At 69.3% G+C, this 17,925-nt stretch carries 12 protein-coding genes and 2 pseudogenes; 2 read left to right on the forward strand and 12 right to left on the reverse strand.

Going from position 1 to position 17,925, the window contains the following annotated elements; genetic code table 11:
• Window positions 1–22: 22 nt before the first annotated feature.
• Together purL and pepN are read right to left on the reverse strand one after the other, a co-directional pair.
• On the reverse strand, window positions 23–2,287 hold the full coding sequence (gene purL / locus IE660_RS12695) for a phosphoribosylformylglycinamidine synthase subunit PurL (protein ID WP_203568740.1): 2,265 nt from the start codon (window positions 2,285–2,287) through the stop codon (window positions 23–25).
• Between the two features lie 128 nt (window positions 2,288–2,415).
• Window positions 2,416–5,001, reverse strand: coding sequence for an aminopeptidase N (gene pepN / locus IE660_RS12700; RefSeq protein WP_203568741.1), 2,586 nt, complete (start codon window positions 4,999–5,001; stop codon window positions 2,416–2,418).
• A 161-nt stretch (window positions 5,002–5,162) separates the two neighbouring features.
• Here pepN and IE660_RS12705 point away from each other — a divergent pair, with 161 nt between their 5' ends.
• Both IE660_RS12705 and IE660_RS12710 read left to right on the forward strand, forming a co-directional pair.
• Complete coding sequence (locus IE660_RS12705) at window positions 5,163–7,664, forward strand: glycoside hydrolase family 2 protein (RefSeq protein WP_203568742.1); 2,502 nt, start codon at window positions 5,163–5,165, stop codon at window positions 7,662–7,664.
• Window positions 7,657–8,589 carry an N-acetylglucosamine kinase gene (locus tag IE660_RS12710; protein ID WP_203568743.1) on the forward strand — a complete coding sequence of 311 codons (933 nt, stop codon included), beginning with the start codon at window positions 7,657–7,659 and terminating at the stop codon, window positions 8,587–8,589. The genes IE660_RS12705 and IE660_RS12710 overlap by 8 nt, the downstream gene beginning before the upstream one ends.
• Before the next feature lie 258 nt (window positions 8,590–8,847).
• Here the strand turns inward: IE660_RS12710 and purQ are convergent, their stop codons facing one another.
• From purQ to IE660_RS12760, 10 genes and pseudogenes are all read right to left on the reverse strand, one after another.
• On the reverse strand, window positions 8,848–9,528 hold the full coding sequence (purQ, locus tag IE660_RS12715) for a phosphoribosylformylglycinamidine synthase subunit PurQ (protein WP_203568744.1): 681 nt from the start codon (window positions 9,526–9,528) through the stop codon (window positions 8,848–8,850).
• Window positions 9,528–9,773: pseudogene (purS, locus tag IE660_RS12720) on the reverse strand (phosphoribosylformylglycinamidine synthase subunit PurS); the annotation flags it as partial. The pseudogene purS and the gene purQ, both read right to left, overlap by 1 nt.
• Window positions 9,774–9,830: 57 nt before the next feature.
• Window positions 9,831–10,739, reverse strand: a complete 909-nt coding sequence (locus IE660_RS12725; RefSeq protein ID WP_203568746.1) for an aminoglycoside phosphotransferase family protein — start codon at window positions 10,737–10,739, stop codon at window positions 9,831–9,833.
• An 11-nt stretch (window positions 10,740–10,750) separates the two neighbouring features.
• Window positions 10,751–11,629: pseudogene (locus IE660_RS12730) on the reverse strand (phosphoribosylaminoimidazolesuccinocarboxamide synthase); the annotation flags it as partial.
• A 35-nt stretch (window positions 11,630–11,664) separates the two neighbouring features.
• Window positions 11,665–12,051, reverse strand: a complete 387-nt coding sequence (mnhG, locus tag IE660_RS12735) for a monovalent cation/H(+) antiporter subunit G (protein ID WP_203568748.1) — start codon at window positions 12,049–12,051, stop codon at window positions 11,665–11,667.
• Window positions 12,048–12,419, reverse strand: coding sequence for a monovalent cation/H+ antiporter complex subunit F (locus tag IE660_RS12740; RefSeq protein ID WP_203568749.1), 372 nt, complete (start codon window positions 12,417–12,419; stop codon window positions 12,048–12,050). The genes mnhG and IE660_RS12740 overlap by 4 nt, the downstream gene beginning before the upstream one ends.
• Window positions 12,416–13,042 carry a Na+/H+ antiporter subunit E gene (locus IE660_RS12745; protein ID WP_203568750.1) on the reverse strand — a complete coding sequence of 209 codons (627 nt, stop codon included), beginning with the start codon at window positions 13,040–13,042 and terminating at the stop codon, window positions 12,416–12,418. Before IE660_RS12745 ends, IE660_RS12740 begins: the two co-directional genes overlap by 4 nt.
• Window positions 13,039–14,574, reverse strand: coding sequence for a Na+/H+ antiporter subunit D (locus tag IE660_RS12750; protein ID WP_203568751.1), 1,536 nt, complete (start codon window positions 14,572–14,574; stop codon window positions 13,039–13,041). The genes IE660_RS12745 and IE660_RS12750 overlap by 4 nt, the downstream gene beginning before the upstream one ends.
• Window positions 14,571–14,999: a Na(+)/H(+) antiporter subunit C gene (locus IE660_RS12755; protein WP_203568752.1), complete on the reverse strand. Its 429-nt coding sequence runs from the start codon at window positions 14,997–14,999 to the stop codon at window positions 14,571–14,573. Before IE660_RS12755 ends, IE660_RS12750 begins: the two co-directional genes overlap by 4 nt.
• Window positions 14,996–17,905 carry a Na+/H+ antiporter subunit A gene (locus IE660_RS12760; protein ID WP_328701951.1) on the reverse strand — a complete coding sequence of 970 codons (2,910 nt, stop codon included), beginning with the start codon at window positions 17,903–17,905 and terminating at the stop codon, window positions 14,996–14,998. Before IE660_RS12760 ends, IE660_RS12755 begins: the two co-directional genes overlap by 4 nt.
• Between the last annotated feature and the right edge of the window lie 20 nt (window positions 17,906–17,925).

Here is a 17,925-nt window from a genome sequence, read left to right on the forward strand (position 1 = left end):
GACGCGGACGGCTTGGCGGTCGTCAGGCGTTCATGGCGGCGGGGATGGGGGCGGTCCAAGCCTCGCGCAATTCGTGCAGCGAGACGCTGAACAACCCCTCCACCTTCAACACCGGCTCGGCCGTCACCTCGCCCAGACGCACGACCGGAACCTTGCGCTCGCCGCACAGCCGCTCGAACTGGTGCAGGTTGTCCACCGGCACCGAGGCCAGAACGCGGCCGGCTGACTCGCTGAACAGGTGCATGGTGTTGCAGCCGTCGGGCAGCGTTACCGAGGCGCCGAGGTTGCGGCGCAGGCACGACTCGACCAGCGCCTGGGCCAGACCGCCGTCGGCGAGGTCGTGGGCCGAAGTCAGCACCTGCTCCTTGCTGGCGGCGATCATCACCTTGGCCAGAGCCTTCTCGGCGGCGAAGTCGACCTTGGGCGGGTTGCCGCCGAGGTGGCCATCGTGGACGACGTCGGCCCAGATCGAGCCGGACAACTCGTCCCTGGTGGTGCCGAGCAGGACGACCACGTCGCCAGGGTTGGCGAACCCGATCGGGGTGCGCCTGTCGACGTCGTCGATCACGCCGAGCATGCCGACGGTGGGCGTGGGCAGGATCGCCACGTTGCCGGTCTGGTTGTAGAAGCTGACGTTGCCGCCGGTGACCGGGGTGCCCAGCACCTGGCAGCCGTCGACCAGACCCTTGATCGACTCGACGAACTGCCACATCACCTCGGGGTCCTCGGGAGAGCCGAAGTTGAGGCAGTCGGTGATCGCCACCGGTTCCGCACCCGAGGTGGCCACGTTGCGGTAGCTCTCGGCGAGCGCCAACTGGGCACCCAGATACGGGTCGAGGTAGCAGAACCGGCCGTTGCAGTCGGTGGCCAGCGCGATGCCCAGGCCGGACTCCTCGTCGATGCGGAGCATCCCCGAGTCCTCGGGCTGAGCGAGCACGGTGTTGCCGCGGACGTAGCGGTCGTACTGGTCGGTCACCCACGACTTGTCGCACAGGTTGGGCGAACCCACCATCGCCAGCAGTTGGCGCCGCAGTTCGTCGCCGGACTGGGCCCGCGACAGTGCCTCGGCCGGATCGCCGTTGACGTCGTCGATCCAGTCCGGACGAGAGATCGGCCGCTCGTAGACCGGTCCGTCGTGCGCCACGGTGCGGGGGTCGACGTCGACGATCGTCTCGCCGTGCCAGTCGATGATCAGCCGGTCGCCCTCGATCACCTCGCCGACCACCGTGGCCAGCACGTCCCACTTGGCACAGATCTCGAGGAAGCTGTCGACGTTGGCCGGCTCGACCACCGCCATCATCCGCTCCTGTGACTCGCTCATCAGGATCTCCTCGGGCGCCAGCGAGGGATCGCGCAGTTCCACGAGGTCGAGGTCGACGTGCATGCCGCCGTCACCAGCACTGGCCAGCTCTGAGGTGGCGCACGAGATGCCGGCCGCCCCGAAGTCCTGGATGCCGCTGATCAGGTTCTCGCCGAACAGTTCGAGGGTGCACTCGATCAGCAGCTTCTCCATGAACGGGTCGCCGACCTGCACGCTGGGGCGCTTCTTGGGCTTGCCGCCGTCGTCCTCGAACGTCTCCGAGGCGAGGATCGAGGCGCCGCCGATGCCGTCACCACCGGTGGCCGCGCCGTACATGATCACCTTGTTGCCCACACCCGAGGCGTGCGCGGTGTGCAGGTCGTCGTGGCGCAGCAGCCCCACGCACAGGGCGTTGACCAGCGGGTTGCCCAGGTAGGTCTGGTCGAAGACCACCTCGCCACCGATGTTGGGCAGGCCCAGGCAGTTGCCGTAACCGCCGACGCCGGCGACCACACCGGGCAGCACCCGAGCGGTGTCAGGGGCGTCCAGCGGGCCGAAGCGCAGCGGGTCCATCACACCGATCGGACGAGCACCCATCGCCAGGATGTCGCGGACGATGCCGCCGACCCCGGTGGCCGCGCCCTGGTAGGGCTCGACGTAGGACGGGTGGTTGTGCGACTCGGCCTTGAAGGTGACTGCGTAGCCCTGACCGATGTCGACCACACCGGCGTTCTCACCGATGCCGGCCAGCAAAGGACCGCGCGGGGTCTCCTGCTTGAGCACCGAGAACCGCTTCAGATGCACCTTGCTCGACTTGTAGGAGCAGTGCTCCGACCACATCACCGAGTACATCGCCAGCTCGGCGCCGGTGGGACGACGACCCAGGATCTCGCGGATCCTCGCGTACTCGTCGGCCTTCAGGCCCAGTTCGGCCCACGGCTGCTCGACGTCTGGAGTGTTCTGCGCATGCTCGACAGTGTCTGCCACGGCGACCAATCTAGCCGCAACCGGTGGAAGGGCGAACGGGCGACCGGTGGGGGTGGTCAGCCGACGACCAGCAGGGTCTCGACACGTTCGCTCGTCCCTCGCGAACCACTCGACCCACGTGGACGGAGTCAGGCGTTGAACGCCTGCGCCCGGCCAGCCCGCTCAGCCTGGTCGACCAGTTCGACCACCGTCCGGCGAAGTGCCGCGGGCGCGTCCGGGTGCTCGTCCAGCCAGGTCCGGCCTCGGGTGGCGCCCACTTTCGCGTCCGCCGGGAACAACTCCTCCACCAGGCGGCCCGCGATCTCCTGCGGGTGCTCGTCCCAGATCGTCACCAGCGACAAGAAGTAGCGGTCGTCGAAGCCGGCGACCAGGTCGCGGTGCAGCGGTTGTCCCCAACCGGCCAGCGCGGCGCCGACCTGGGCATTGGTCAGCGCCCCCGGCGTCAGGAGGGTGTCGAACAGCTCGGCCTTGCCCTGCGGATCAGGCAGTCCCGACCGCGCCCCGAGCAACTCGGTGCGTCCGTCGAGGGTGTCGTCGTGGGCCTCCATGTGTGCCTGCAGACCGTCGGCATCGATCCGGCCGTGCACAGCCAGCGCGCGCAGCATCGACCACCGCAGTTCGACATTGGTGGTGGTCTCCAAGGCGTCCTGCACCCGGGTCACCAGTTCGGGCGTGCGAGCCATCGCCAGCGCCCAGGCCCGATCGAGGACGACCGCCCGGTCGTCGGCCGGCTCCTCCCCCGGCGACACCCAGGCACTCAGCGCCTCGGCCAGCCGCAGCCTGGCCGCGGCCCGCCGCTCTGTGGGCAGGTAGTTCTCGATCATCGACGACGCCTCGGCCAGCAGCGACGCCAGCGACGCGGTGTCGGACTCGGCGCGCGCATGCCGCACCACCACCTCGAGGAAGTCGTCGACCCGCAGGCGAGCGTCACGCACCCTGGTCTGCAGGTTGGTCCAGACCAGCGCGCGCGCCAGCGGGTCGTCCAAGCTCGACAGGTGCTCGCGCAGGGTCGCCAGCGAGGCCTCGTCGAACTCGACCTTGGCGTAGGTGAGGTCGTCGGCGTTGACCAGCACCAGCGCCGGCGCGGGTCGGCCGACCAGCCGCGTCAGCGACGCGCCATCGCCGGCCAGTTCCAGCGGCACGCTCTCGCGCAGCACCAACCGGTCGTCGATGACGTCGTACAACGCCACCCGTAGGGTGTGCGGTCGTCCGACGTGCTCACCGGTCAGGGCGTCGACCGAGGTCTGCTCGACCGCGAACCGGACGATGCGTCCCTGCTCGACCTCGACCACCGGACGCAGCAGGTCCGGCCCGCTGGTGCGCAGCCAGGCCTGCACCCACGACGACAGGTCGCGTCCGCTCTCGGTCTCGAGCGCGGCGACCAGGTCGGCGAAGGTCGCCGATGAGAACGCACGCTGGGCGAACAGCCGTCGCGACCCGGCCAGGAAGGCCTGCAGCCCGACGTGGTGCACCAACTGCTTGAGCACCGCCGCACCCTTGGCGTAGGTGATGCCGTCGAAGTTCTGCCGGGCGGCCTCGACGTCGGCGATGTCGGCGATGATCGGGTGCGTGGTGGGCAGTTCGTCCTGCTGGTAGGCCCAGGCCTTGCGGCGGCCGGCAAAGGCGACCCAGTTGTCGGTGAACTCGGTGGCGGTCACCGCGGCATGGGTGCCCATGAACTCGGCGAACGACTCCTTGAGCCACAGGTCGTCCCACCACTGCGGGGTGACCAGGTCGCCGAACCACATGTGCGACATCTCGTGCAGCACCACGTTGGCGCGCGAGGAGTACTGTGCGCGAGTGGCCGCGGTACGGAACAGCACCCGTTCGGTGAAGGTGACCAGGCCCGGGTTCTCCATCGCGCCCAGGTTGTACTCGGGCACGAACACCTGCTCGTACTTGCCCCACGGGTAGGGGTGGCCCATGTGCTCGTCGAAGAAGTCCAGACCCTGGCGCATCACGGTGAAGATCGCCTCGGCGTCCAGCGTGCTGGCTCGTGACGCCCGGCACGCCAACCCGAGCGGCACGACCATCCCGTCCTCACTGAGCCACTCGTCGCTGGCGGTGTGCCAGGGCCCGGCGGCGACCGCCACCAGGTAGGACGACAGCGGAGGGGTGGTGTCGAAGCTGTGGGTGGTGCGCTCGTCCAAGGTCGTGGACGAGCGTGCGGCCCCGTTGGCGAGCACGGTCCAGCCGGCGGGGGCGACCACCTGCATGCTCACCTTCTGCTTGAGGTCGGGCTGGTCGAAGGTGGCGAACACCCGGCGGGCGTCCGACGGCTCGAAGTGGGTGTAGAGGTAGGTGGTGTCGTCGACCGGGTCGACGAAGCGGTGCAGGCCCTGCCCGGTGCGGGAGTAGCGGGCTCGTCCGGTGATCTCGACGGTGACCTCGCTGTCGATCGGCAGGTCGTGCAACCACACCCGGGCGCCGTCGAAGTCGACCTCGGTCCAGGCGCCGTCGATGCTGACCTGGTGCACCTCGCCGAGGAAGTCGACGAACGTCTCGGGCTCGAGGGCGGTGACCCGCAGCGTCGAGCGGGTGCCGAACCAGGCCTGGTCGGCGTCGGCGGCGCCGGACAGGTCGAGGTGCACCTCGAGCACGCCGGGAGCGACCGCGGCACTGCGGGCCTGGGCATCGACGCGGGACAGGTTGGCGATGGCCGAGTTGGTGGGGCGGGCCGAGTTGGTGGGGCTGGCCGGGTTGGTGGGACTCACCCTGCAAGCCAACCACGGACGACCCTCCCGGTCATCGACCGACCCGGCCGAACGACATCAGTCCCGGTGCCGGACGAGGGTCCGGACCCCGCCCAGCCGGGCCGGACCGGCGTGGCTAGAGTGGGCCCCAACCGGTACTGGCGACAACAACGGAGTGTGTCATGACCACGCGAGTCACCCTGTCGGACTGGACCCTGTCGGGGTTGGCTCCCACGCCGGTCGACCTCCCCGGATCGGTACCAGCGACCGTGCCGGGCTGCGTCCACACCGACCTGCAGGACGCCGGGCTGATCCCCGACCCGTACTTCGGCGAGAACGAGAAGCTGTTGACCTGGATCGGGCGCACGCCGTGGCGCTACGCCGCCCCGCTGCCGGCCACCACCGGCCACGACCGGGTCGACCTGGTCTGCGACGGTCTCGACACCGTCGCCACCGTGCGGGTCAACGACGCCGAGGTCGGCCAGACCCAGAACATGCATCGCCGCTACCGCTTCGACGTCACCGAACAGGCTGCCCGCGGCGGCGTGCTGATCGTCGACTTCGGCTCGCCGATCAGTGAGGCCGACCGCCGCTCGGTCGAGTTGCACGCCCGCCCCCAGGTCGGCAACAACCACCCCTACAACGCGTTGCGCAAGATGGCCTGCAGCTTCGGCTGGGACTGGGGCATCGAGACCGCGTCGTCGGGCATCTGGCGCGACATCCGGCTCGAGGGCTGGTCGGTCGCCCGGCTCGACCAGGTGCTCACCGACGCCACGGTCGCCGAGGTCGACGGCCTCGACCAGGGCGCGGTCTCTGTGCGGGTGCGCATCGAGCGCGCCCGTGACGTCGACGTCACCGTCCGCGCCGAGATGATGGGCGGACTGGTCCACCAGGAGGTCGTCGTCGGTGCCGGTCAGACCGAGGCCACCCTGGCGCTGGCGGTCGGGCAGGTCGAGCGCTGGTGGCCGGTCGGCCATGGCGGCCAGACCCTCTACCCGATCACGGTGACGCTGTCGGCCGACGGCACCGAACTCGACCGGGTCGAGCGCCGACTGGGGTTCCGCACGGTGACCCTCACGATCACCCCCGACTCGTCCGGAACCCCCTTCGCGCTGGTGGTCAACGGGCGTCCGATCCTGGTCAAGGGCGTGAACTGGATTCCTGACGACACCTTCCCGCACCGGATCACCCGAGGCCGCTACCACGAGCGGTTCCAGCAGTGCCTGCAGGCCAACGTCAACCTGATCAGGGTCTGGGGCGGCGGCATCTACGAGGACGACAACTTCTTCGAACTCGCCGACGAACTCGGGCTGATGACCTGGCAGGACTTCCTGCTGGCCTGCGCGGCCTACGCCGAGGAGGACCCGCTGTACTCCGAGATCGAGGCCGAGGCCCGCGACAACGTGGCCCGGATCGGTCACCACCCCAGCCTGGTCGTGCTCAACGGCAACAACGAGAACCTGTGGGGCCGGGTCGACTGGGGCTGGGACCAACTGCTCGACAACCGCACCTGGGGCTGGAAGTACTACCACGAGACCTTCCCGGCTGCGGTCGCCGACCTGGCGCCGGGCGTCTGCTACACCCCCGGCTCGCCGTGGTCGCCCTCCGGCGAGGGTCACCAGGAGCGCCCCAACACCCACCCCAACGACGAACTGCACGGCTCGGTGCACCTGTGGGAGACCTGGAACCGGTTGCCGGCCTCGCACTACCGCGACTACTCGCCACGGTTCGTGGCCGAGTTCGGCTGGCAGGGCCCACCGACGTGGACGACGTTGACCGAGGCGGTGGACGACGACCCGATCACCCCGCAGTCGCCGGGCATCTTCGTCCACCAGAAGGCCCCCCAGGGCAATGACAAGCTGACCGCGGGCCTGCTGCCCGAGGCACCCCTGCCGCAGGACTTCGAACTGTGGCACTGGGCGATGCAGTGGAACCAGGCGCACTCGCTGCGCACCGGCATCGAGTGGTACCGCTCGATCTATCCGCACTGCATGGGCACGATCATGTGGCAGATCAACGACTGCTGGCCGGTGATCAGTTGGGCGGCCGTCGACGGGATGGGTCGTCCGAAGCCGCTGCTGCACACGCTCAAGCAGGTGCACGAGCCGCGGCTGCTGACCGTCGTCCCCGAGGCGGGTGGACTGCGGGTGGCGGTGCTCAACGACACCGACGAGCCGCTGACCGGCGACCTGGTGATCACCCGCCGCTCCTACATGGGCGAGATCCTGGCCTACGAGAGCCATGACGTGATGGTGGCCGCCCGGGGCATCGTCCACGTCTGGGCGAGTGCGGCGGTGGCCGAGCCCGGTGAGGTGCCCGGTGAAGAACTGGTGCTCGCCGAACTGGGTGGCGCCCGCGGCTGGTGGTTCTTCACCACCGCGCGCGAGTCGGCGCTCGAGGCAGCCGACTACAAGGTCAAGGTCGACGGCAACAAGGTCAAGGTGAAGGCGCGCAACCTGGTGCGTGACCTGACTCTGCTGGTCGACAAGGCAGACCCGAACGCCCGGGTCGACGTGGGCATGATCAACCTGTTGCCCGGTGACCACATCACCTTCCACGTCTCCGGCGCCGAGATCGACGAGGACGGGGCCCAGCGTGCGCTGGCCAGCCTCAACGACGTGATCGCCGGCACGCGTGCCCCCGCTGCCACAGGTGACGGTGCCGCCGAGGCCGTCGGTGAGTGAGGGCGCTGCCGGGTCGGTGTTGGCCCTCGACGGGGGCCAGTCGGGCATCCGTACGTTGTTGGTGGACGAGTCGGGAACCGTGGTGGCCGAGAGTGCGCACCCCGGCATCCTGACCGATCGTCCGGTGTTGCCCCAGTTGGCTGACGTGGTCGCGGTGGCGTTGGCTGATGCCGGGCGATCGGTGGAGTCGTTCGCCGGTGGCATCTCGGGCCTGGCCGACGATGACACCCCCGAGGCGTTGCTGGCCCTGGTGCGACCGCACGGGGTGCAACGGGTGTTCATGGCCCACGACTCGGTGACCAGCTACGTCGGCGCGATCGGCGCTGAGCCAGGGGTGGTGACCGCCTCCGGCACCGGGGTGGTGACGCTGGCGGTCGGTGTCGAGAAGGTCTGCCGGGTCGACGGCTGGGGTTACCTGATCGGTGACGCCGGGTCGGGGTTCTGGATCGGACGTGCCGCGCTCGACGCGGTGATGCGGGCCTTCGACGGACGAGGCCCCGCCACCTCGTTGACGCCTCTGGCCGAGGCCGAGTTCGGTGACCTGGCCGACGCCTACCTGCAGTTGCAGGCCGACGGGCTCAAGGTCAGCCGGATCGCCCGATGGGCCAAGGTCGTCTCGGAGCATGCCGGCGCTGGTGACGAGGTCTGCATCGAGATCTCGCGCCGGGCCGGTGAGGAGTTGGCCTGGTCGGCCCTGACCGGGCTGCGCCTGGTGGGCCAGCACGAAGTGGACGAGCCGCTGGTCTCGCAGGTGGGCAACGTGTTCCTCAACCCGCTGGTGGAGGAGTCGTTTCGCCGGACGGTGCTGGCGACCCACGCCGGCGCCCGAGTGGTGGCACCCCGAGGCACAGGCCTGGCCGGCGCGTCCCAACTGCCGACGGTCGGGCCCGATTCGGCGCTGTACGGACGCATCGCCCGCGCCTGAACACTGGCTCGCACCGGCCGATCGAGTGGCGAGCGCTCCAGGTGGCCGAGTGGACGGCCCCTGCCAGCATGTCGAGGCCACCCGCGCACCTCGACGGGCACCTTCGTGCGGCGACGGTCAGTTGAGTTGTCGACGGGCACTGCATGCCATGCCCGTCGGTGATCACGGTGGCCGTCGGCGACGGATGGTGTGCGTCAAGGTCTCAAGACGCTCGACCGACGCGAGACGGCGCTCGTCCCCTAGACCAACGTCAGCGGTTCAGACGCCGACGCCGGCGAGGAACCTGTGCACCGAGCTGAAGAACTTGACCCCGTCCAGCGAGGGGCTGGTCAGCTCCTCGACGTTGTGCTCGGGGTGGGGCATCAGGCCGACGACGTTGCCACGCTCGTTGGTGATGCCGGCGATGTCGTTGATCGATCCGTTGGGGTTGTCGAGGTAGCGGAACACGACCTGGCCGTTGTCCTCGATCCGCTTCAGCGTCTCGGAGTCGGCCTGGTAGTTGCCCTCCCCGTTCTTGAGGACGATGGTGATCTCGTCACCGACGGCGAAGTCACCGGTCCAGGCGGTGTCACTGGACTCGACCCGCAGGCGCTGGTCGCGGCAGATGAAGTGTCGCGACTCGTTGCGGATCATCGCCCCGGGCAGCAGGTGCGACTCGCACAGCACCTGGAAGCCATTGCAGATCCCGAGCACCGGCATCCCGGCATTGGCGGCGTCGATCACCGACGACATCACCGGAGAGAACCGGGCGATCGCCCCGCAGCGTAGGTAGTCGCCGTAGGAGAACCCGCCCGGCAGGATGATCGCGTCGACCTCGTCGAGGGAGTCCGAGGCGTGCCACAGCGACACCGCCTCAGCACCCGACAGCCGCACCGCACGCAGGGCGTCATGGTCGTCCAACGAACCGGGAAAGGTGACCACCCCGATCTTGATCGCCATCAGGCCTCCTCGACGCGCACGTCGAACTGCTCGATCACGGTGTTGGCCAGCACCGTCTCGGCGGCCTGGCGCACCTCGTCCAGCCGCTCGTCGGTGACCTCGCCGTCGACCTCGATCTCGAAGCGCTTGCCCTGACGCACCGTCAGCCCTTGGTGCCCGAGCCGCTGCAGCGCACCGGTCACGGCCTTGCCCTGGGGGTCGAGGATCTCGGGCTTGGGCATCACGTCCACCACGATTCGTGCCATGGGTGCGAGACTATCGCGCGGGCCCGGCCTCGTCCGCATCCACCAGACTGGATGGACTCAGCGCTCCAGCACCGCGGCGATGATCCGCCGGCAGCGCTCCGGATCCCAGGTGAGACCGTTGGCCAGACCCCACAGCCAGTAGTCCGCGCCGCGCACCAACGTCCAGCTCCGGGCACGTTCGGGCTCGAAACCGGCGTGCGCGGCGACCAGCGCCAAGTTCTGCCTGATCTCGGACGAGTCGGTCGGCAGCCGATCCTCCAGGCTCCACAGCAGCTGCGGGCACTGGTGGGCGGGGTCCCCGACCATCGGACGCGGATCGACCGCCGTCCACTCGCCACCGTCCATCCTGGGCATCACCTGCTCGTGGTGCAGGTCGGCGTTGACCATCAACCCGGGGTCGTCCCCTTCGAGCAACCAGTCGCAGGCCCGCCTGATCGCCGCCACCGTCGACTCGTCGATCGGACGAGCGACCGCCTCGTTGCGCTCGTCCAGCTCGCGGCTCAGGTCGGTGACCAGGTCGCGGGTCAGCGGGTAGCGGTGCCCGGCCACCGGCTCGACCGCCTCGCGCCGCAACAGTGCCGCCGCCTCGGCCAACGCCACCTCGATCGGCTCGTCGGTCAGGTGCAGGCTCGCGTCGAGGCGTTCCAACAGCAGGGCTCCTCGCACCAGGTCGGCCTCGTGCAGCCGCACCATCCCGCGCCCATCCCAGTCGTCGAGTGCCTGGGCCTGCTGCGCGAACTCCGGCGTCGCCTGCTGGAACTTCACCACCAGCGCCTCGTCACCGCGGCGCACCGGCACCGCGATGCCCTCGGCGCCGAACCGGGACGACCCGTCGACCACCAGTCCCCAGTCGGCCAGCACCGCCTCGATGGTTTCCGGCAGGTCCTCGAACCAGGTCCGGGACGACTCGTCCACGTACTGCCAGCGCACGTGCTCACCGAACCCGTCCGGGATCAGGTCGTTCACGCGAAGTCGGCGCCGACCAGACGCCGGTACGCCTCGAGGTAGCGGGCCCGGGTGGCGGCCACGACGTGCTCGGGCAGCGCCGGTGGTGGGGTGTTCGAGGCCTTGTCCCAGCCGGATTCGTGCTGCAGCCAGTCGCGCAGGTCCTGCTTGTCGAAGCTGACGACCTGGCCCGCGTCCCACGCGTCGGCGTCCCAGAATCGGGACGAGTCGGGCGTGAGCACCTCGTCGGCGAGCACGATCGTGCCGTCGGCACGTCGTCCGAACTCGAACTTGGTGTCGGCCAGGATGATGCCGCGCTGGCGAGCCAACTGCTCACCGCGGGCATAGACGCTCAGGGTGAGGTCGCGCAGCCGCTGACCCAGCTCTCGCCCCGCCAGGCCGTGCTGGTCGAGGTGGGCGACCATGGTGTCGAAGTCGACGTTCTCGTCGTGCTCGCCCATCGGGGCCTTGGTGGCGGGTGTGAAGATCGGTTCGGGCAGCCGTGCCCCGTCGTGCAGTCCGGCTGGCAGTGGCACCCCGCACACGCTCTGGGTCTGCTGGTACTCGGTCAAGCCCGAGCCGGTGAGGTAGCCGCGGGCGACACATTCCACCGGCAGCATCTCGAGCTTCTCGCAGACCACCGCACGCCCGGCGACGGCGGCGGGGACGTCGGTGGAGAGCACGTGGTTGTCGACCAGGTCGGTCAACTGGGCGAACCACCACTGCGACATCTGGGTCAGTACTGCGCCCTTGTCGGGCACCTCGGGGCTGAGGACGAAGTCGAAGGCGCTGACCTGGTCGGTGGCCACCATCAGCATCCGCTCGACGCCGTCGGCTGCGGGCAGGTCGTACAGTTCGCGCACCTTGCCGGCGTGGATCAGCGGCAGGCCCAGTTCCGGGTATCGGCTCACGGGCCAGACTCTAGTGCCCGGCAACCAGCGAGGGTTCAGCCTCCCGGCACCTGGCCGGTGTCCTCGACGCGCTGCCGGAAGCCCGCCTCCTCGAGGTCCTCGGCGAGTTCGTCGACGGTGGCGTGGTCGTCGTCCCACTGGTCGGTGCGGTAGGCGGTACGGGCGACCATGTGCGCCGAGGTCGCCGAGGTGACGATCTGCAGCGCGACGAGCAGGGTGCACAGCGCCGCCGCCCACCACGAGCGCAGCGACAGGGTCACGCCGGCCAGGGCCACCATCAGCCCGAACACCTGCGGCTTGGTCGCAGCGTGCATGCGGGTCAGCACGTCGGGGAAGCGGACGATGCCCAGCGCTGCCGCGAGGCAGAAGAAGGCACCGATCAGCACCATCGCCGCGCCGATCACGTCCAGCACCGTGCTCACGAGGCCACCTCGCTGTCGTCGGCCGACGCCTGTGCGGACGGCTTGACCGGCGACTCGGCGTAGGCGGCCGCGGCCTCGGCCTCACGGAACCGTCGCTCCTGCTCGGTGGCACCGGTGATCAGACGGGCCAGGCCGACTGCGCTGGTGAAGCCCAGCAGCGACAACACCAGGCTGATCACCAGCACCATCGGCTGGTGGGTCCAGGCCGCGTACTGGGCGACTCCCACAGCCACGATGGCCAGGACGACGTCTGAGGCGACACCGCGGTCAAGGCTCGAGGGCCCCTTGGCCAGCCGGTAGAGGGCCAAGCCGGTCGCAACCGCGAGCATCACCCCGGAGATGACGAGCAGGATCTGGGCGGGCGTCACATGTCCTCCTCGGCCAGGGCTGCCCGCTGTTCGCTGGGCGTGACGCGGTCCTCCACCGAGGGATGCCTGGACTTCTCGGCCAGGTCGAGGCGCTCCTGCTTCGAGCCCATCGCGTTCACCACGCGGCGCTCGATGCCCAGGGCGTCGGCCACCTCGGCCTCGAGCCTGGTCGGGTCGGAGCCGTCGAAGACGTGCAGGTAGAGCATCCGGGTGCGTTGGCGGGCGTCGAGGACGATGGTGCCGGGCACGATCGTGTTCAGCTGGGCGACCATCACCTGGTAGACGTCGGAGTCCGACCTCAGCTGCACCCGGACGATCGCGGTGGGCGGCATCTTGCGTCCGAAGGCGAACAGCGCCAGCGAGAACGAGGCCACGGCCAGGTCGCGGACCAGGATCACCAGCAGCTTGATCACGCCCCACGGGTTCAGTCGTCCCTTGTAGGGCACCGGCGGCAGCGGGAAGATCACGGTCACCAGCCAGGCCAGCAGGAAGCCACCAACCACGGTGACCACGGTGACGTTGCCGACCAGCACCAGCCAGACGGCGACCAGCGCGACCACCTGCCGCCACTGCACGCGCCAGCGTGAAGGGGGCTTGACCGCGGGTCCGACCTGCGGGGTCATGGCTCCACCACCGCCAGCACGGCGCGGACGTAGTCGCCGCCGCGCAGGGTCATGGCGGCCTGGTAGGTGTAGTCGTACAGCGGCCCGGCAGCCACGGTCAGCACCAGGCTGAAGGCGATCAGCGCCAGGGTCGAGCCGACCATCACGCCGGGCATCGGACGACCCTCGTGCACGTCGTCGTCCTCCTCGAGGGTGTCGGGCATCTGCGAGGCCGTCATCGGCTTGCCCCAGAAGGCACGGTTCCAGGCCTTGGCCATGGTGTACAGGGTGAGCAGGCTGGTCGACACCGCCGCCACCACGACCGCCCAGGCCAGTGGTGTGCCGACAGCGATGCCGGCGTTCAGCAGGCCGAGTTTGCCGATGAACCCCGAGAACGGTGGGATGCCGGACAGGTTCATCGCAGGGACGATGAACAGCGCCCCCAACAAGGGTGAGATCGTGGCCAGACCGTTGACGCGGTCGCACGAGGTGCTGCCGCCGACGCGTTGCATCAGCCCCGCGACCAGGAACAACGTGGCCTGGATGGTGATGTGGTGGGCGGTGTAGTAGATCGCGGCCGCCAGCCCGGCGTCGGTGGCCAGACCGATGCCCATCACCATGTAGCCGATGTGGCTGACCAGAGTGAACGACAGCAGTCGCTTCATCTCCGACTGCGCGACCGCGCCGAGGATTCCGACGATCATGGTCGCCAGACCCACCCACAGCAGCAGGTCGGTGAGTGGGCGGTGCGGGAACAGCAGGGTCTGGGTGCGCAGGATGGCGTACACACCGACCTTGGTGAGCAGGCCCGCGAACACTGCGGTGACCGGGGCCGGCGCGGTCGGGTAGGAGTCGGGAAGCCAGGCCGACAGCGGGAACACCGCGGCCTTGATGCCGAACACCAGCAGCAGCATGAACTGGATCATCGCCTGCGTGCCGGGGTCGATCTCGGGCAGCCGCATCGCCAACTGGGCCAGGTTGACCGTGCCGGTGGCTGCGTACACCGTGGCCAGTGCGGTCAGGAACAGGCTGGCGCTGAGCAGGTTGACCACCACGTAGGTCGACCCGGCTCGCATCCGGGGCCTCGTGCCGCTCATCGTCAGCAGCACGTACGAGGCGAACAACAGGATCTCGAAGCCGACGAACATGTTGAACAGGTCACCGGCCAGGAAGGCTGCCGAGACGCCGGCACACATGACCAGGAACGTGGGGTGGAAGATCGAGACCGGGGTCTCCTGGCGCAACTCCGCCTCGTCCTGGCCGGTGGAGTAGACCAGCACCGCCAAGGTGACCAGGCTGGCGACGGTGAGCATGATGCCGGCCAAGCGGTCGGCGACCAGCGAGATGCCGAAACCCCGTGGCCAGGCCCCCACCCACAGGGTCTGGACCCCGATGGTGTGGGCCTGGACGGCCAGCGTGGCTGCGGCAGCGACGACGCCCACCAGCACGGCCACCGACACGAAGCGCTGCGCCCGGGGACGAGGGCCCAGCATCAGGGTGAGCGCAGCGCCCAGCATCGGCAGCAGCACGGGGATGGTCAGCAGGTTGTTCACTCGCTCACCACGTCCTCACCGGTGTCGGAGAACTTGATGTCCTCGTAGGAGTCCGACACGTCGTCGCGTTCGGCGAGCGCCCGGATGCGGGCGTCCTCGACGTCGTCGGAGACCTCGTCGTTGCCGTTGAGCTGGAAGCTTCGGTAGGCCATGGTCACCACGAAGGCCGACACCGCCATGGTGATCACGATCGCGGTGAGCACCATGGCCTGGGGCAACGGATCGCTCATCGCCTCGGGATCGGTCGAGCCGATGATCGCGGGCCTCCCGGCTCGTCCCATCGCCACCAGGAAGAGCAGGTTCACCCCGTTGCTCATCACCAGCACCCCCATCAGGATGCGGGTCAGGGAACGTTCGGTGAGCAGGTAGACACCGGCGGCGATCAGCACTCCGGCGGTGACGGCGAGGGCGAGGCTGCTGGTCATCGTGAGCCTCCTGTCGAGTCTGCGCGCGCCGAGGCGGGCACCGCGGTGGTCGAGTCGGGCAGTGGCAGTGGCGTCTTCTGGTCAGAGGCCTGCTGGTCGATGCCGGCGCCGAGGCTGCGGACCACGTCGAGCACCATGCCGACGACGATCAGGTAGACACCGATGTCGAAGGCGGTGGACGAGACCAGGTGCAGCGAGCCGACCCTGGGCACGTCGGGCCAACCGATGGTGATGTGGTAGCTCTGGAAGATCCGGCCACCGAAGAAGGCCGGCACCAGCGCGGTGGCGATGGCGACGAGCAACCCGGCACCCAGCAGGCGGCCGGCGTCGATAGGGGCGGCCTCCTCGAGTTCTGCCGCCCCAGCGGCCAGGTAGCGCACCACCAGGGCCAGCCCGGCCACCAGTCCGCCGGCGAAGCCGCCGCCGGGACTGTTGTGGCCGGCGATCAACAGGTGGATCGAGGCGATCATCATGATGCCGAACAGCAACCGGGTGGTGACCTCGAAGATCAGCGACCGCGAGCCGGGGTTGAGGCTGACGGTGCCGCGCAGCCACCCACCGGTCGAGTCACGCCCGACGCGTCGGCGACCGCCGTGGCGGCGTTCGGTCACCCGCGCGCGCAGGAAGATCAGCGCGGCAACACCGGTGGCGGCGGCGACCAGCACGGTGAGCTCACCCAGAGTGTCCCAGGCTCGGGTGTCGACCAGGATGACGTTGACGATGTTCTTGCCGTAGCCGAACTCGTAGGCGACGGTCTCGAGCCCCTTCGAGACCGGGTCGTGGGTGCGCGACGACGCGGCGACCATGATCGCGGTGGTCACCGTCGCGCCGACGGCCACCGCCAGCAGCAGCCGCCACCAGCGCGACGAGTGCAAGGGCCGGTCGGTGAAGTACTTGGGCAGGCTGCGCATCACCAGCAGGAAGATCAGCACGCTGGCGGTCTCGACCAGCACCTGGGTCAGGGCCAGGTCGGGGGCGCCGTGCAGCAGGAACAGCAGGGCGGTGCCGTAGCCGGTGGCACCGACGGTCAGCACGGCCCGAACGCGTCCGCGCACCCACATCAGGTTGAGCGCGGCGACGCAGGTGAGCAGTGCCACGGCGGCCTGCGCCCAGGAGTCGGCGACCAGCAGTTCGTCCGGCCAGTTGCGGCGGGTGACCAGGGCTCCGGCCACACCGAGGACGAACACGCTGAGGATGATCGACAGGGTGCTGGCCAGCGACCCTCGTTGGGTGCGGGCGGTGGTCTCGACGGCGATGCCGTCGATCATCCGCATCACCCGGCGGTAGATCTCGTCGGCAGCGGCGACCTCGGGGAAGGTGCTCTGGATCTGGCTGACCTCGCTGCGGAACCAGAACAGCAGCACGCCCAGACCGAGCGCGACCAGCGAGAGCATCAGCGGCCACGTGAACCCGTACCACAGGGCCAGCGAGTGCGGCTGCTTACCGGTGGGCACGGCGTCGACGTAGCCCGACAGCAGCCGGGTCAGCGGGCCGCCGAGGAAGCCGAGGACCAGCGAGGCCAGGCCGAGCAGCCACGGGGCGATCTGGAAACCGATTTCGGGACGATGGGTGACCGGGGTGGTGGCCACCTGGGGCTTGGGGGCGAAGGCACCCCACCAGAAGCGCAGCGAGTAGGCCATGGTCAGCGCCGAACCGAGCACCACGGCGGCGAGCAGCAGCACCGTGGGGGCGGGCAGCGCACCCGTACCGTCGCCGCCGGTGAGCTTGACCAGCGCGTCGAGCGCGCCTTCCTTGGCGACGAAGCCGAACAGCGGTGGCAGGCCGGCCATCGAGGCCGCGGCCAAGCCGGTGAGCACCGCCAGCACGGGCAGTTGTCGTCCGACCCCTGACAGTTTGGTCAGGTCACGGGTGCCGGTGGAGTGGTCGACCACGCCGAGGGCCAGGAACAGGGTGCCCTTGAACAGCGCGTGGGCCAGCAGCATGGCGATGCCGGCCTGGGCACCGGCCTTGGTGCCGAGCCCGACCAGCATGGTGATGAAACCGAGTTGGCTGACCGTGCCGTAGGCCAGCAGCAGCTTGAGGTCGTTCTGGCGCAGGGCTCGCCAGCCGCCCATGATCATCGTGGTGGCGCCGAGCAGGGTGACCGCGACCCGCCAGCCGGGCACACCGGCGAAGGTGGGGGCGAGCATGGCGACCAGGAAGACACCGGCCTTGACCATGGTGGCGGCGTGCAGGTAGGCCGAGACCGGGGTGGGGGCAGCCATGGCGCCGGGCAGCCAGAAGTGGAACGGGACCAGGGCCGACTTGCTGAGTGCGCCGACCAGCATCAACAGTGCTCCGACGGTGACCGCGGCACCGGTCGGCGGGTGGCTGAGGATGGTCTGCAGGCTGAAGGTGTCGGCGTGAAGGCCGAGGGTGACGATGCCGACCAGCATCGCCAGACCGCCGAAGGTGGTGACGATCAGGGCGGTCATCGCAGCGGCGCGGTTGGCCCGGCGCGAGGAGTCGTGGCCGATCAACAGGTAGGAGAAGACCGTGGTCAACTCCCAGAAGACGTAGAGGACGACCAGGTCGTCCGCGGTCACCAGGCCCACCATGGCCCCGGCGAAGGCGACCAGCAGCCCGAGCGTGCGGGTCTGGATGTTGGCGAAGTACCAGCGGCAGTAGAGCAGGATCAGCGCCCCGATGCCGGTGACGACGAGCATCAGCAGCCACTGCACCAAACCGATGTGGAATGACAACTTGACCCCCAGCGTGGGGATCCATGGGTAGGTCTCTGTGTGGTGCTCACCGCGCGAGATCTTCGGCGCCAGCGTCAGCGCCCAGCCGAACGCGACAGCGGGGGCGAGGGCCACCAGCGCGAAGGAGTTGCGTCCCAACCACCGGGTCCAGACCTGCGCCATCGTCGCCACCACGAACAGGGCGATGATCAGCGTCAGCAGCACGCGGGGGCCCTTCCTGGTAG

The sequence above is a fragment of the Aestuariimicrobium ganziense genome (assembly GCF_015352975.1).
GTDB lineage: Bacteria > Actinomycetota > Actinomycetes > Propionibacteriales > Propionibacteriaceae > Aestuariimicrobium > Aestuariimicrobium ganziense.

Coding starts and splice junctions, on each gene's coding strand:
- IE660_RS12705 (WP_203568742.1), top strand. CDS start 5,163: ATGACCACGCGAGTCACCCTGTCGGACTGGACCCTGTCGGGGTTGGCT.
- purQ (WP_203568744.1), bottom strand. CDS start 9,528: ATGGCGATCAAGATCGGGGTGGTCACCTTTCCCGGTTCGTTGGACGAC.
- IE660_RS12745 (WP_203568750.1), bottom strand. CDS start 13,042: ATGACCCCGCAGGTCGGACCCGCGGTCAAGCCCCCTTCACGCTGGCGC.
- IE660_RS12755 (WP_203568752.1), bottom strand. CDS start 14,999: ATGACCAGCAGCCTCGCCCTCGCCGTCACCGCCGGAGTGCTGATCGCC.